The organism is Peredibacter starrii (assembly GCF_034259205.1).
Lineage (GTDB): Bacteria > Bdellovibrionota > Bacteriovoracia > Bacteriovoracales > Bacteriovoracaceae > Peredibacter > Peredibacter starrii.
The window spans coordinates 1645948-1658415 of sequence record NZ_CP139487.1 but is presented as its reverse complement, the minus strand read 5'-3'; the positions used below and the strand labels follow the sequence as shown (position 1 = coordinate 1658415).

Annotated in this window: 16 protein-coding genes; 5 read left to right on the top strand and 11 right to left on the bottom strand. The window is 42.7% G+C overall.

The window, feature by feature from the left end; translation table 11 throughout:
• Window positions 1-5 precede the first annotated feature (5 nt).
• Window positions 6-542, bottom strand: a complete 537-nt coding sequence (locus tag SOO65_RS08410) for a YceI family protein (protein WP_321399306.1) — start codon at window positions 540-542, stop codon at window positions 6-8.
• A gap of 154 nt (window positions 543-696) precedes the next feature.
• Window positions 697-1449: an SDR family NAD(P)-dependent oxidoreductase gene (locus SOO65_RS08405; protein ID WP_321399303.1), complete on the bottom strand. Its 753-nt coding sequence runs from the start codon at window positions 1447-1449 to the stop codon at window positions 697-699.
• Between the two features lie 110 nt (window positions 1450-1559).
• Between SOO65_RS08405 and SOO65_RS08400 the strand changes: the two genes are divergently transcribed.
• Entirely contained in the window at window positions 1560-2459 is a 900-nt protein-coding gene (locus tag SOO65_RS08400) for a LysR family transcriptional regulator (RefSeq protein WP_321399301.1), read from the top strand.
• Here the strand turns inward: SOO65_RS08400 and trhA are convergent.
• Window positions 2452-3090 carry a PAQR family membrane homeostasis protein TrhA gene (gene trhA / locus SOO65_RS08395; protein WP_321399299.1) on the bottom strand — a complete coding sequence of 213 codons (639 nt, stop codon included), beginning with the start codon at window positions 3088-3090 and terminating at the stop codon, window positions 2452-2454. The two genes, SOO65_RS08400 and trhA, sit on opposite strands and share 8 nt — an antisense overlap.
• Before the next feature lie 95 nt (window positions 3091-3185).
• Here trhA and SOO65_RS08390 point away from each other — a divergent pair, with 95 nt between their 5' ends.
• On the top strand, window positions 3186-3530 hold the full coding sequence (locus SOO65_RS08390) for a hypothetical protein (protein ID WP_321399297.1): 345 nt from the start codon (window positions 3186-3188) through the stop codon (window positions 3528-3530).
• Between the two features lie 89 nt (window positions 3531-3619).
• Window positions 3620-4159 (top strand): hypothetical protein, encoded by a 540-nt coding sequence (locus tag SOO65_RS08385; protein WP_321399295.1) that lies wholly within the window; start codon window positions 3620-3622, stop codon window positions 4157-4159.
• Here the strand turns inward: SOO65_RS08385 and SOO65_RS08380 are convergent.
• From SOO65_RS08380 to SOO65_RS08370, 3 genes are read right to left on the bottom strand one after another with little or no spacing between them, the layout of a single operon-like run.
• Window positions 4148-5038, bottom strand: coding sequence for a hypothetical protein (locus SOO65_RS08380; protein WP_321399294.1), 891 nt, complete (start codon window positions 5036-5038; stop codon window positions 4148-4150). The two genes, SOO65_RS08385 and SOO65_RS08380, sit on opposite strands and share 12 nt — an antisense overlap.
• Window positions 5039-5040: 2 nt before the next feature.
• Window positions 5041-5526, bottom strand: a complete 486-nt coding sequence (locus tag SOO65_RS08375) for a DUF309 domain-containing protein (protein ID WP_321399292.1) — start codon at window positions 5524-5526, stop codon at window positions 5041-5043.
• A 22-nt stretch (window positions 5527-5548) separates the two neighbouring features.
• Window positions 5549-5776: a hypothetical protein gene (locus tag SOO65_RS08370; RefSeq protein ID WP_321399290.1), complete on the bottom strand. Its 228-nt coding sequence runs from the start codon at window positions 5774-5776 to the stop codon at window positions 5549-5551.
• Window positions 5777-5890: 114 nt separating this feature from the next.
• Here SOO65_RS08370 and SOO65_RS08365 point away from each other — a divergent pair, with 114 nt between their 5' ends.
• Window positions 5891-6376 carry an HNH endonuclease signature motif containing protein gene (locus tag SOO65_RS08365; protein ID WP_321399288.1) on the top strand — a complete coding sequence of 162 codons (486 nt, stop codon included), beginning with the start codon at window positions 5891-5893 and terminating at the stop codon, window positions 6374-6376.
• On the opposite strand, the gene SOO65_RS08360 is transcribed toward SOO65_RS08365, so the two are convergent.
• Window positions 6362-6550: a hypothetical protein gene (locus SOO65_RS08360; RefSeq protein WP_321399287.1), complete on the bottom strand. Its 189-nt coding sequence runs from the start codon at window positions 6548-6550 to the stop codon at window positions 6362-6364. The two genes, SOO65_RS08365 and SOO65_RS08360, sit on opposite strands and share 15 nt — an antisense overlap.
• A 206-nt stretch (window positions 6551-6756) precedes the next feature.
• On the opposite strand from SOO65_RS08360, the gene SOO65_RS08355 reads away from it, so the two are divergent.
• On the top strand, window positions 6757-7596 hold the full coding sequence (locus SOO65_RS08355; RefSeq protein ID WP_321399285.1) for a protein-glutamine glutaminase family protein: 840 nt from the start codon (window positions 6757-6759) through the stop codon (window positions 7594-7596).
• A 26-nt stretch (window positions 7597-7622) separates the two neighbouring features.
• Here the strand turns inward: SOO65_RS08355 and SOO65_RS08350 are convergent, their stop codons facing one another.
• The 4 genes from SOO65_RS08350 to SOO65_RS08335 form a co-directional block, all read right to left on the bottom strand.
• Window positions 7623-8036 (bottom strand): CBS domain-containing protein, encoded by a 414-nt coding sequence (locus SOO65_RS08350; protein WP_321399283.1) that lies wholly within the window; start codon window positions 8034-8036, stop codon window positions 7623-7625.
• 59 nt (window positions 8037-8095) lie between these two features.
• The gene (locus SOO65_RS08345) at window positions 8096-8899 is read right to left on the bottom strand and encodes a M48 family metallopeptidase (protein ID WP_321399282.1); all 804 of its coding nucleotides are present in this window, start codon (window positions 8897-8899) and stop codon (window positions 8096-8098) included.
• A gap of 68 nt (window positions 8900-8967) precedes the next feature.
• The gene (locus SOO65_RS08340; RefSeq protein ID WP_321399280.1) at window positions 8968-10716 is read right to left on the bottom strand and encodes a transglutaminase-like domain-containing protein; all 1749 of its coding nucleotides are present in this window, start codon (window positions 10714-10716) and stop codon (window positions 8968-8970) included.
• Window positions 10717-10826: 110 nt separating this feature from the next.
• Window positions 10827-12467, bottom strand: coding sequence for a phospholipase D-like domain-containing protein (locus SOO65_RS08335; protein WP_321399277.1), 1641 nt, complete (start codon window positions 12465-12467; stop codon window positions 10827-10829).
• Window position 12468 lies beyond the last annotated feature (1 nt).

Sequence of the window (12468 nt, the reverse complement as noted above, 5' to 3'; positions counted from 1 at the left end):
TAAGATTATTTAACTTCTTTGATGAATTGGACATCCAGACCGATTGTAATCTCGTCCCCTACCAGAACTCCACCTGCCTCCAGGGCCGCGTTCCAGCTGAGACCAAAGTCTTTACGGTTGACCTTGGTTCTGGCCGATAGACCAATACGAAGATTTCCCCATGGGTCTTTATGCTCACCTGATTGCTCATCCACAATCAGTGTCACCTTCTTCGTCACATCACGAATTGTCAGGTCACCTGTTACTAAAAGATTGTTATTTCCATCTTGCTTAAACTCAGTCGACTTGAAGGTCATCAGAGGATATTTTTCCACTTCAAAGAAATCAGCACTTCTTAAGTGAGCATCTCTTTGAGCATCGCGAGTGTTAATGGAAGCAACTTCGATCGCCGCTTCAACTGAACTCTCATTTAGATTCTGAGGGTCGTAAGCAAATTTTCCTGAGATTTTCTCAAAACCCCCATGAACTTTTGCAATCATCATGTGCTTCACAGAGAAGTTTGCCGAACTGTGAGATGGATCAATGTTATAAAGACTTTTCATAAATACTCCTTGTGCCTGTTCTATTCAATATGGACCTTGTGGCCCTTTGTTGAATATGAATATAGACCCGAAAGAGATGAATTAAGAGGGGCCAGTAACGGGAATCATTGATCCATATTTAGAACAATATCCACCGCAACAACCCAATTTTGCACTAAAGCAGCATTCCGCCTGAGGCCTCCACTCTCTGAGCATTAATCCAACCGGCATCTTCAGAAAGAAGCAGTGACATTGCTCGTCCGATATCGTCTGGAAGTCCAGCTCTTCCAAGAGCAGTTTGAGAAGCGACCCAAGCATTCATATCTTTATTGTCTCTTACTTTACCGCCACCAAAGTCAGTCTCAATCGCACCTGGAGCGATGACATTCACAGCAATTCTTCGTGGGCCGAGTTCTTTTGCCATATATCGAGTCAAGACTTCAATCGCGCCTTTTAAAGCTCCATAAACCGAGTAACCAGGAAGAGCAAAACGAGCAAGCCCTGAAGAAACGTTCAGAATTCTTCCCCCATCATTCATCATAGGAAGAAGTTTTTGTGTAAGAAAGAAAACGCCTTTCAAATGAATATTCATGAGAGAGTCAAACTGCTCTTCAGTTGTCTCCATAATCGGAGCATTGATCCCAATTCCTGCGTTATTCAAAAGGTAATCAAACTTATCCGTCTGCCAGTTGGTTTTAAGCGCATCTTTGACCTCAGAAGCAAAATCTCCAAAGGTGTTCGTTTTCGAAGTATCAAGTTGCAAGGCCACTGCCTTTCTTCCCAAACTTTTAATCTGGGCCACTACTTCCTGGGCCTCCCCTTCCTGACTACGATAAGTAAGAATGACATCAGTTCCTCTTTCAGCAAGTTTGATAGCGGCATTACGTCCCAAACCTCGACTTCCACCAGTTACAATTGCGATTTTCATATAGATCTCCTTGTTTTCTTAAGCTCATTTTATTGCAATGACAAAAACAGATAAATACCGATAAAATGCATTCACTGTTCATGATTTACGAACAATTCTAGAGGTAACAGATGAACAAGCTGGATATGATGAAGATCTTTGTCAGAGTGGCAGAAACAGAAAGTTTCACCAAAGCGGCCGAGTCTCTCAACATGCCAAAGGCAAGCATTTCTACTTATGTTCAACGTCTTGAGACTCTCCTGGGAACTCAACTACTTCATCGCACTACCCGCAAAGTTACAGTCACACAGGACGGGATGACTTTCTATGAGCGCTGCAAAGATTTGTTGTCCGACATGGATGATGTAGAAACGATGTTTCAATCTGGCGAGGTAAGTGTTTCAGGAAGAATCCGGATTGATATGCCAACCAGCCTCGCTAAAAACGTGGTTGTTCCGAAACTGCCTGAGTTTTTTAAACTTCACCCTGATATTGAAATTGAACTAAGTAGTACTGATAGAAAAGTCGATCTTATTCGTGAGGGGTTTGACTGTGTCGTAAGGGTCGGAACATTAACTGACTCGGGACTCGTAGCAAAACGGCTCGGAAACTACTCCATGATTAATTGTGTCTCACCTGCCTATATAAAAAAGTATGGCATACCTAAAAAGTTAGAAGATCTGAATAAGCATCTTTTGGTTCACTACGTTTCAAACTTCGGTAGTCGCCCGGATGGATTTGAGTACTTTAACGGCGAGAAATATACTTCCCTCAAAATGAAGGGTGTCATCACCGTCAATAGCATTGATGCCTACACCTCTGCTTGTCTGGCAGGTCTTGGGATTATTCAGGTTCCACTCGTCGGTGCAGCGATGTATTTGAAGGACAAGTCACTGGTCGAGGTTCTGCCCAAACTCAAGGCCGAACCCATGCCAATATCGCTCATCTACCCTCAAAGAAGAAACATGGCCCGAAGAGTGCGAGTCTTTATGGAATGGCTTGAAGAAATTTTAAAAAGTTATATCAAGTAATCAATCGATACATCACGATGAAATGCAGGACCGCTCCTACTACCGTGAAAGCATGAAAGAGCTCATGATGTCCAAACACGTCCGGAAAAAAATTAGGACGCTTGAAAGCATAAAAAGCAGCACCAATCGAATAGACAATACAACCCAGCCAGATAAGGACCATGTTGAAAAGGCCCAGACCCTGATTGAATTCTTTTAGATACGGAACGAACAAGAACAAGACACAACCGTAAAGAATGCATGAAAGCCACTTAGGAGCATTTGTCCAAAAGATACATTTCACAATTCCAAATAAGACCGCCACATAAACAATGGCAAGAAGCTTTAGACCAACAGACTCCGGCAAGGCCAAAAGACAGACCGGAGTAAAGCATCCAGCAATCAGAAGAAAGATCGCCGAGTGATCAATCCGACGCAGAAGCGCACGTCTTCTTTCATCCCAGTTCGGACGATGATAAAGAGCACTAATACCAAAGAGAGCGATCAAGCAACCTGAATAGGCCAGACTCGCGATGAGTGAATTTGAATTTGATGCTTTTGCCACCAACATGGAACAAGCGCCCAGTGAGCAGAAGAAAGATTCCTGATGTATATGTCCACGTAGAAGAGGTTTTTTTAGGCCGGTACTCATATCGAATATCTTACTATTAGAGTTCATTTTGAGCAAAAAAAATCACAAAACCTGTCATGACTTTTCTCTTCCTGGAAAGTGAATCATGATGACTTATGTTTAAATTTTTTTTTATCTTCTTCCTTTCCGCTTGGGCCTTCGGGGCCACCCATATATTGCCAGATTTAAGTTCCATTAGTTGCAAAGCTCCTGAAACCAAACGTGTTTCTTTTTGGTTTGATCTCATGGCCAATCGAATCGACGGCCTTGTCCTTGCTTCTCACGTATCAGGTCTTGAAAAAGACATTCTCAAAAATCAGCTGGTTACTTTGAGCTATATGGAACTCTTCAAAACCAGTCAAGACTCCTCAACCACTCTTATGAGTTACGTTTATGGTAATGCCTCTCATCACTTAGGACGGCTTGTGAGGTATCACTACTGGGAAAACCACCCGGGGTAGAATTAGGGGTTTTGGATCGATCGCTTATTTCCGGGGAGCTTCTGGGGTCAGCAGTTAGGACCTTCCCAATTACTCTTTCACGAAGACTTATGTCTCATAGCCTTGATCTTTATAAAGTTCTTTCTTGGAGCCTTGCCGCCCGTTCGCATTGCGGACCAACTTACGTCAACGAACTCCTTAAGGACGAAGAGAATTACCGGTTTCCCGGTCTCATCTCTTTTCGTTATGATCAGCTCGTTCGCCTTTTAAAATCAGCTCATCAAGAAGCATCACCGTCGGCGTTCATGAAAAAGTTTGTGTCTTATGAACAAACTTACCTTCAATACACCATGTATGCCATGCCGGACATTCGAGTACCGACAGCAATTGGCGTACTAGATAAAATGCGTTTCATTCCGTTTAACGGTGAAAAGCAAATGTCATTTTATGAATGGTGTAATGAAAAAAACTGCGCCTCGACCTCACTTGATCTCAAGAATCGCGTTTATTTTGATCGATACTCAATCACTCCAGAGATTCAATTGATGTCTGAGTCAAGAATTCACAATTCCGGTATCGGAGAGGTCTCAAATTTTATTCTGAATGATTACTGTGAACAAAATAAATTGCCCTTAAACTTATGCATCTAATTCAAAACATGCAGGACATTTAGGTGTATTTGTTTTAGAGAAATTGAGTTCAAGCTTCGAGAGAAGCTCCTCTGACTCGTTCGAAATAAAATATTTCTCTCCACACCATTCACATTGAATCAACTCTGATATGAGATCACAATTCCAACATTTTCCATTAGATTGACCATAGATTCCCGGATTTAATTTCTCGTAAAGAAATCCCTCAGGTTCCTTGCAATTAGGACATTCACAATATGAACCTACAAAATCCAAAAGCTCGAATCCACAAAGATGACAATCGTAAGAATCATTTCCAGAATTTGCCACCACGGTTTGTTGAGAACAAAAAGCACATGAGGTCAAAGAGTCCTCATTATCCAAAGATTCTTGAATCTTTTCTTTATAGACCTCAAAATTAATCAGTTTCAAGAACAGGTCTTCACCAAGAAACTTCTTGAGGATTGATGGACGGGAATCAGACTGGTGATTGTGATACTTCAAGACACTGGAAAATCCATAAATCAGCAGCAGACATGTATTGGCCACGAGATCAGGAATCTGAGAATTAAGTGAGTTCCCTTCATGAAGGATTTTATTTCGAAGCTTATGCAATGAAGAAAAGACAAGTTCATGAGACTGGGTATCACCATGGTCTTTTAATATTTCATCTCGGAGTTCTTTCAGACTGCCTTTTAAGATTGCGTCCTTTTTTGTGTTTGAGATACCAGGTCCTGACTTATTCAAATGCTGATTACGAACTAAAAGCTCAAATGAAGTTTGGAGAAATACAACTGCACAATACAAATGATCTGAATTTACATCTGAATTAAGTAGATATTTGGTGCCTTCTTTACAAAACAATTGGGCAAAGTGCATTTGCCTTTGTAACTCGTCCATTTCTATTTCCATTCCGGATAAACTTTTAATGATAATTCTTTTGAATCAATAGAATTATCTATCAAATCAATGATTTTCTCCAAATTAAATCCCAGGAATAATGATCCCTCTTTTTCCATGACCATGGAGAGCAATTCCTTGGCCCTCAGTAGATGATCAATCGCACTCGCCTTCTGATTAATTTTTACTTTCACCCCGGCAGCTCCCAGTTTGATAAGACCCTTTAAGAAGTCCGCGACACTTCCCACTCTGCCATGAGCATTCCAGAGGGCCTCGAGATAAACATGGCTCTCCCAAAAGTATTGAGCATTGTAGAGATCAAGTGAGTAGCGCAAGAACTCGCTTTGTTCTGGATGGTCGAGATCAATGGGACGGGCCACGGGATCACCCTGGCCTTCCATATGACCGCCGGATTTTTTAGGATGAGGGTTCTCGCCAGGAACAAAAATATATGGAGGAAATGGCCAATCAGGAATGAGTCGCTTCATAGGACAAGTTTACACTGGCCCGTTAGTTTGGACACTCGACTTTTTTAAAGGTCGAGATATCGCCCACCACCTGGACCAGGGATCCTTCCTCAACAGGATTTGTGGCGAACATGTACTCCTTGTCCTCATCGTCTTCACGAATGAGTTTCCAGATGTCCATGCCCTCGCCAATCACACAGTCCCCCACCTCTAAATTAATGGGTCTTAATCGTTCACATGAGAAGAGAAGTAAAAGTAGTAAGAATCTCATAGGGCCCCCTCAGAAGAGGATAAAAACCCTGTAATAATTAGTCTATGCACGGGATATTTTCCAAGAATCTTTAGTTTCTGTTAAAAATGGGGAAACCTTAATTGGGAGTAGCGGATGAAAGTTAAAATGTTGGCCATACTCAGCCTTTTCGCACTGGCCACTCAAGTCCTGGCAGCAGCAAACTACCCTGTTCGTCCAGACCGTCGCCTTACTCCGGGTAAATTCTGTGAACCACAACTCGCCACAGAGTACCGTTACCAAGAACAAATTCCTTATTGTGCTCGCGATGTATCTTCAGAACTTAAAGACGAAATATTTCAATCTTACCGCCGTCTTGGTTTTTCACTCAATTCAGTCCAGAGATCAGATTATAAAATCGACCACTATATTCCACTTTGTTTAGGTGGAAGTAATGATAAGGCCAATCTATGGCCTCAGCACGTATCGGTTTACAGTATTACAGACTCAATTGAGGCGCTTAGCTGCGAAAAATTACAGCAAAACAGAATCAGCCGTCGTGATGCGGTGACAGTATTGCTGACTGTTAAGAACGACCTGTCAAAAGCAAAAGAAGCAATGAAATATCTAAGATCCCTTTGATGCTTGATGAATAAATTCATCGAGCAGGTTTCGAAGTTGGATGGCCTTTGGCACATCCACTGATTCATAAACCATGCTTGCGTCGTTTTCTATCTCAAGCAGGATTTTTTCCTCTTCTTCCTCTTCAGCTGAAGTCAATAACTCAAAGTTCAGCTCGCCGATTTTCACTAACATTCTATTCATTCTCATAGGCCGACATGATCATGATGGCCAATGCTGCAAAGAGTGCGAATACAACTGGGTACATCATAAAGCCTCCTCTGCATCGTATTTTACCACGAACTATAATGCTCAGGTTGCTGTGTGTATTTTTCTTAAAGAACAATTGAGAATCAATTTCTCAAACAACAGTTTAAGTTAGTTTTCCTAATGGAGGACTTATGAAAAAGATGTTGTTTCCACTTGCCCTGTTGATGCTTTCATCTTCCGTCTTCGCTGAACGCTATTACGGAACTGTTCATTCATTTGATCAAGGTAAAAAAGGAGAAGATCACCTTCTCTTTCTGAACAGTGGTCGCGTTATCATTGTTAAAAAGAATGGTCGTTTTTCTTTTTCACGTCTGGATTTTAGGCCGGGTGTGAACATCGCTGTGGATGTGGATGAGAACAACGAACTTGAGGCCATCAGCTCAATGCCAGATGAATCTATGCCGTCTGAAGAAGAGCCGATGCCAACGGAAGTGATGCCAGATGCAACAGTACTGCCGGACTTCTCGACCGCCTCGAAAATTTTCTCAGGCATGAATCGCAGCTGGAAATCAAACACAGAATGTACCGACCGCGCACACGTATGGACCTATGAAGAGTGGAAGAAATACGGACTGATTTCTCGTAAGGTCTTTATGTTTTTCACAAACACTTACATCAGAAGATACAACTACCATTGGTGGTTCCACGTATCACCATACGTTCTGGTTCAAAGTGGCGAAGGTGTTGTTGAACGCGTTCTAGACCGTCGCTACACAAGTGGCATCAGAACCATGAAATCATGGTCAGACATCTTCATTGCTTCAAAGAAGAGCTGTCCGGTAACAACCTACGCTTACTATCGTGCAAACAAAAACTCGCCTGAGCATTGCTTCCATGTAAAGAGCAATATGTATAACAGATTGCCACTACATGTGCGTAACCAGGAGAACACTGGTCGCGTTCAGACTCGCTTCAATACAAGTGAAGTAAATTTCTCTTATCGCGCATTTACTCGCCGAGGGGCGAAATAGAAAAGGGGGCGAAGGCCCCCTCTTTTTTACTGATAAATCTGATTGAGAGTTTCTTGAGTGACTTTGGGATTCTGAGCATTACTTACTAGTTCTTTTGAACTTACAATTCCCACTAAGCGCTTATCGCGATTAACAACTGGGATACGATGAATTTGCGCTGATTTCATCTTGTCTGCAATTCCTTCCACATCCTCATCATCAAAGCAGTAGGTAATTTTCTCAGTCATGCAGTCATACACTTTGGTTTTAGAAGGATCTTTTCTTTCAGCGACAACTCGAATGGTAATGTCACGGTCCGTAATCATACCAATCATTTTATCGTCTCTTTCAACCGGTAAAGAACCGTAATCACCACGGGCCATCATTTGGGCCGCATCGAATACGCTCTTTTCACAGTTAATAACTTCCACATTCGAATTCATAATATCTTTTACTAACATAAACCCTCCTTGGTTTTGAATTTGTCGTGCAAGAGAGAGACCTTGGAGGTTGAGCGAAGTTATTTGATTGATTCCCCTACGCCGTACTTTTGGGGAGCTTGCGAATAAACCGCCTCCGCCTCTGGTAACCAGGTAGAAAGATTTTTGCGACGAGTTTCATCCGAAGGGTGAGTTGACATGAATTCTGGTGGGGCCTTTCCTTGGTTGGCCGCACCCATGCGTTCCCAGACTTTAACTGCCTCTGCTGGATCGTAACCGGCCTTGGCCATAAAATCCTGTCCTACTTTATCTGCTTCGGTTTCATCACCTCGAGAGAACTTACGGTCAAAGAATGCCACCGCAAATCCCGCGGCCGCACCACCCAGCCCGGTGATCATTCGACATGACTCTGATTTACAAAAAATCTGCCCACCGATTACCGTTGCCGTTCCAATGACAACACCTGCGATATTTCCTTTCATCGCACGAGCATATTGTTTTTTACCGTGTCTTTTAGTGGCGTGGGCGACCTCATGACCCAGAACCGCGGCCAAGGCCCCTTCCGTCTGTAAAACCGGCATAATGCCCGTATAAACGGCGATCTTACCACCTGGCATACACCAGGCGTTTACTTCGGGACTGTCGATCAGCATCCACTCCCATTGAAAATTTTCACCTGAGGCTTTGGCAATTCGCGAGGCCACTCGATTGACCATGGCGGTCCAATCAGCATTGTTAGAGATTTTCGCTTTGGATTTTACTTCCTCATAAGACTTCAAGGCCATGGCATTGATCTCGCTATCATCGGGAGTTTTTACCGATGAACAACTTTGAAGATTAAGCCCGAATAAAATGAGGAAACAAAGAAACAGAACTGTTCTCATAGCGACCTCCCAAAACTTCTGCCTATGTTAGACAGAAGTTATTAGGAAGGGTATTCGCTATGCTTTAATTAATGCTTGTAGGTAACTGTTGCGCGCACTCCGCAATCTTTTTTGTTATTCACAGTGCACTGTCCGCCCAGTGATGCGCTCCATCCCTTCTTGTTGCCGTATGAAGCTTCTAAGAAATAGTTATTTTGCGAACCAGGAATAAAGACCGGAGCACTTCCGGCGACCTGACCTTGATGGCCAACAATAAACGACATGCGCGAACTTTCTGATTGCTTCACGATCCCTAATTCTTGACGTGATTGAACACCAAATTCTGGACGAGCGGTCACCGCCACGCCCCCGTAGCCTTCAAGGTGAGATGAAATTCTGTGAGTTACAGCAAGAGTACCCGTTACATCGCGAAGATCCGGAGTATAGTTCGTACCTTCATCACGAACATCCGATTTTGCTAAATCACCTGTGGCAGCAAGAGTCGCTCTCACTTTAGTGTTCTCATTTTTAGTCTTGTAGTTAATTTCTGTTCCAGTACTCAACAGCATGGCCCCGTATGAGCTAAGTTCACCATCAGTGAGTCCATCTGCTTTTGAATAGGTCACATTATACTGAGAATTAATTTTCCCATAGACCTGCATTGAAACTTCGCCTTTATCTGATTTAATTTTCAGCGGACGGGTCTGAACTTTTTGTTCCACTTCAAAATAAGCGCCGTTAGCATCCAGTTGACCATAATTATTAGTGTCTTTTCTATTGTTATAAAGAACAACTCCGGCCTTAGAAGGAGCAATCTCATGCCCACTTTCATAGACCCCACTCAGTGCCATGACCTGATCACCATCAGGCGTGATACCAGCATTTAGTGAAGCACTTGCTCCACTCTTATGTCCTAGGACCACTGAACCGAGACTATTTTCGCTTCTGAGCATTGGATCAAGATCACTCGCCTTTCCTCCCGCCATTTCGTGCAAAAGAACACCTAAATGTGTAGGCAAAGATGTTAGATGCTTCCCATCGGCGTCGTAGATTTGCATATTCGTTCCAACACTTGGAAGAGTGCTGTTCTGATTCAGATGGCTGAGTGTTGAGGCAGATTCATTCGATGTCGTGTAATTGTAATTGATGTTATAGGTTTTATTTTTATTGTCAGGGTCCTGAACAAGAACTGTGGCGTGTCCACCAACTGCTGATTGGTACCCAACTACGTAAGCATCTTTGACTCCCATGGCCTTTAGTGTATGGGCCATGGCCATCGACATATCTCGACAAACACCCGCAAAACTTCCCTTCTGACGGGCCTCAATCATATCTCTTAGAGTAACCACTCCTTCCGAGTTCAAGCCTGCATCGGCCCGATCATAATCATAACCTTCCAGGAGCATGCCACCCAGTTGCGCCGCAAATTCAATTTTTTGTTCGAAGTTTAATTTAGGCCCTAACTCTTCAACGATGTTTTTTACTTCATCATCATTTTTAGAATTAAAAATCTTATCCATACCAATTCTCATAGCAATGAGATCAGTGGGAACGTCAAAGTTACAGTCTTTCAAATAGGCCCGGAAGGCCTCTGCTTCCTGCCAAACACCATAAGTAATGTTCTGGTCTTTTTTATTGTTAAAGGCGCGGTAATAGTAACTGTAGTTATAACCAGTCATCGTATTTAAACGATTGAAGTTCGCTTCCCCTTTACTCTCGAAGGCCTTTTCATGGGCAATCGACCCTGTAGTTGTCACCGTCAGGTTCCAATCCTTATCCAGGGCGTCTGCAAAAACCAAAGAAGGCACGAGCATTAACAAAGGAAAAATTTTTAGCATAATGACTCCGTTATGGCGGAGAATGATGCATGAGGGATGCCAACAGAAGTCCCAATAGAATACAAGGGTTAGTCAGCAGTGAGTGTCTAAACTTTAGACATGTCTGTAATTTATTTAAGCGGTACCGGAATTGAGTTCATGGCGTCCAGGATGATTGATTCCTGCATCCCTTGAGCTAATTCAGTGTCCAGACAGGCCAGAACCGACTCATAACTCTGATACTCCGATCCTTCATTGATGTTGTATGACCCAATGATGGTCCAGGCATTATCGGCCATAAGAGTTTTAGCATGCATGTATTGTGGATAAGACCACCAGTGGAAATTATCAGTTTTCACTTTGTTACCAAGATTTGCATGCATCTTGGCCATGTCCTTGTGAGGATCGGTCGTAATGATATTTTGTAACTCAAGAATAAGCTGAGTCATGAGATTTCGATTCGCGGCCATGCCTTCAGGAAGTTCAACCTGAAATGGATTCTTCCAGCCATTGGTCAGCATATCAACACGGATCTCTTTTCTGAAATTCACGCGCTCAAGAACCGCATCAATGAACTTCTCGCCTACATCTTTTCTCGCAGGATCACGATACTTCGGATCAATGTAGTTAAAGAACAAGTATGAATTCACGTTGCGAGCTGTGTGGAGATAAAGATTTAAAATCTGCTGCTGATTTTTTCCCGGAGATTTTGTCACAAGACGACAAAGACCTTGGTCTCTCATCCTTGCAATATTGTTACTCAAGAAGGCCTTGCTAGCATAAGGACGAATAAAGGCATTTTGCTTAAGGTATTGCTCTTTAATTTCAGGGGCGATCTTCTGGCCTTGAGATTCCCAGAGATCAATAAAATGAGATCCGATTTTTGTCACAATCGGTCCGGCGGCAAGAACCGCAACATCGTTAAAGAGATTGTTTGTTCCGTTACTTAAAGTTCCGGCAGCAATAAGGTTTTGACCATCCACCATGGCATACTGGCCATCAAATACATACATTTTCTCGTGGAAAATCGTTCCAAGTTTAGTCTTGAATAAAACAACCTTTGCCCCTAGTTGTTCTAATCTTTTTGAACAGGCCGGATCAGACTTAGCACCGAAAGCATCATACATAACGTAGATCTTGGCGGTTCTGGCCTTACGGCCAATGGCACTGACTAAACTCTCCGTCCCCTTGTCGCAGTTAAAAAGGAAGCTTGAAATGAATGCATGGCTTTTGACCATTTCAACTCTTGCTAGAATTTCAGCATAAGAGGCAGGAGTTTTTAAAACTCTCAATTCATTTCCGGCCACAGCTTCTGTTCCTGTCAAAGCATCCAGCTCATCTTGGAACTTAGAACTATTGATTCCAACCGTTCTATTTAATCGCTTACTGAAATGACTGATCCACTGCTCAGGATTAGAGCGTGGAATTGATTTAATAAATGGATAAGGCAGGTACTCCCAAGTTGGATGAATCGCAAACGGGTATTCGTACATTGATTTCTGAGAATTGAATGGAATGCCACGATATAGCTCTGAAACGCGATCAAGAGTATCAACCGGAAAATCCAACAAGATTTTCTGCACATCTAAATCAGAGTTTTTAACCTCTGCAGAAATCGTAAACGGATATTTAAAAGGAGGCGTCTGAGGAAAGAAGCTCGAATTCTGAGAAGGAGTATCTTTTTGGTATTGAGCAAAAGGATTCGTGGCACCCCAGATAGAAGGCGCGAATAGTGCGACAGTCAATAAACCTAAAAAATATCCTGAACTCATG

Coding starts and splice junctions, on each gene's coding strand:
- SOO65_RS08410 (WP_321399306.1), bottom strand. CDS start 542: ATGAAAAGTCTTTATAACATTGATCCATCTCACAGTTCGGCAAACTTC.
- SOO65_RS08405 (WP_321399303.1), bottom strand. CDS start 1,449: ATGAAAATCGCAATTGTAACTGGTGGAAGTCGAGGTTTGGGACGTAAT.
- SOO65_RS08400 (WP_321399301.1), top strand. CDS start 1,560: ATGAACAAGCTGGATATGATGAAGATCTTTGTCAGAGTGGCAGAAACA.
- trhA (WP_321399299.1), bottom strand. CDS start 3,090: ATGAGTACCGGCCTAAAAAAACCTCTTCTACGTGGACATATACATCAG.
- SOO65_RS08390 (WP_321399297.1), top strand. CDS start 3,186: ATGTTTAAATTTTTTTTTATCTTCTTCCTTTCCGCTTGGGCCTTCGGG.
- SOO65_RS08385 (WP_321399295.1), top strand. CDS start 3,620: ATGTCTCATAGCCTTGATCTTTATAAAGTTCTTTCTTGGAGCCTTGCC.
- SOO65_RS08380 (WP_321399294.1), bottom strand. CDS start 5,038: ATGGACGAGTTACAAAGGCAAATGCACTTTGCCCAATTGTTTTGTAAA.
- SOO65_RS08375 (WP_321399292.1), bottom strand. CDS start 5,526: ATGAAGCGACTCATTCCTGATTGGCCATTTCCTCCATATATTTTTGTT.
- SOO65_RS08370 (WP_321399290.1), bottom strand. CDS start 5,776: ATGAGATTCTTACTACTTTTACTTCTCTTCTCATGTGAACGATTAAGA.
- SOO65_RS08365 (WP_321399288.1), top strand. CDS start 5,891: ATGAAAGTTAAAATGTTGGCCATACTCAGCCTTTTCGCACTGGCCACT.
- SOO65_RS08360 (WP_321399287.1), bottom strand. CDS start 6,550: ATGTTAGTGAAAATCGGCGAGCTGAACTTTGAGTTATTGACTTCAGCT.
- SOO65_RS08355 (WP_321399285.1), top strand. CDS start 6,757: ATGAAAAAGATGTTGTTTCCACTTGCCCTGTTGATGCTTTCATCTTCC.
- SOO65_RS08350 (WP_321399283.1), bottom strand. CDS start 8,036: ATGTTAGTAAAAGATATTATGAATTCGAATGTGGAAGTTATTAACTGT.
- SOO65_RS08345 (WP_321399282.1), bottom strand. CDS start 8,899: ATGAGAACAGTTCTGTTTCTTTGTTTCCTCATTTTATTCGGGCTTAAT.
- SOO65_RS08340 (WP_321399280.1), bottom strand. CDS start 10,716: ATGCTAAAAATTTTTCCTTTGTTAATGCTCGTGCCTTCTTTGGTTTTT.
- SOO65_RS08335 (WP_321399277.1), bottom strand. CDS start 12,467: ATGAGTTCAGGATATTTTTTAGGTTTATTGACTGTCGCACTATTCGCG.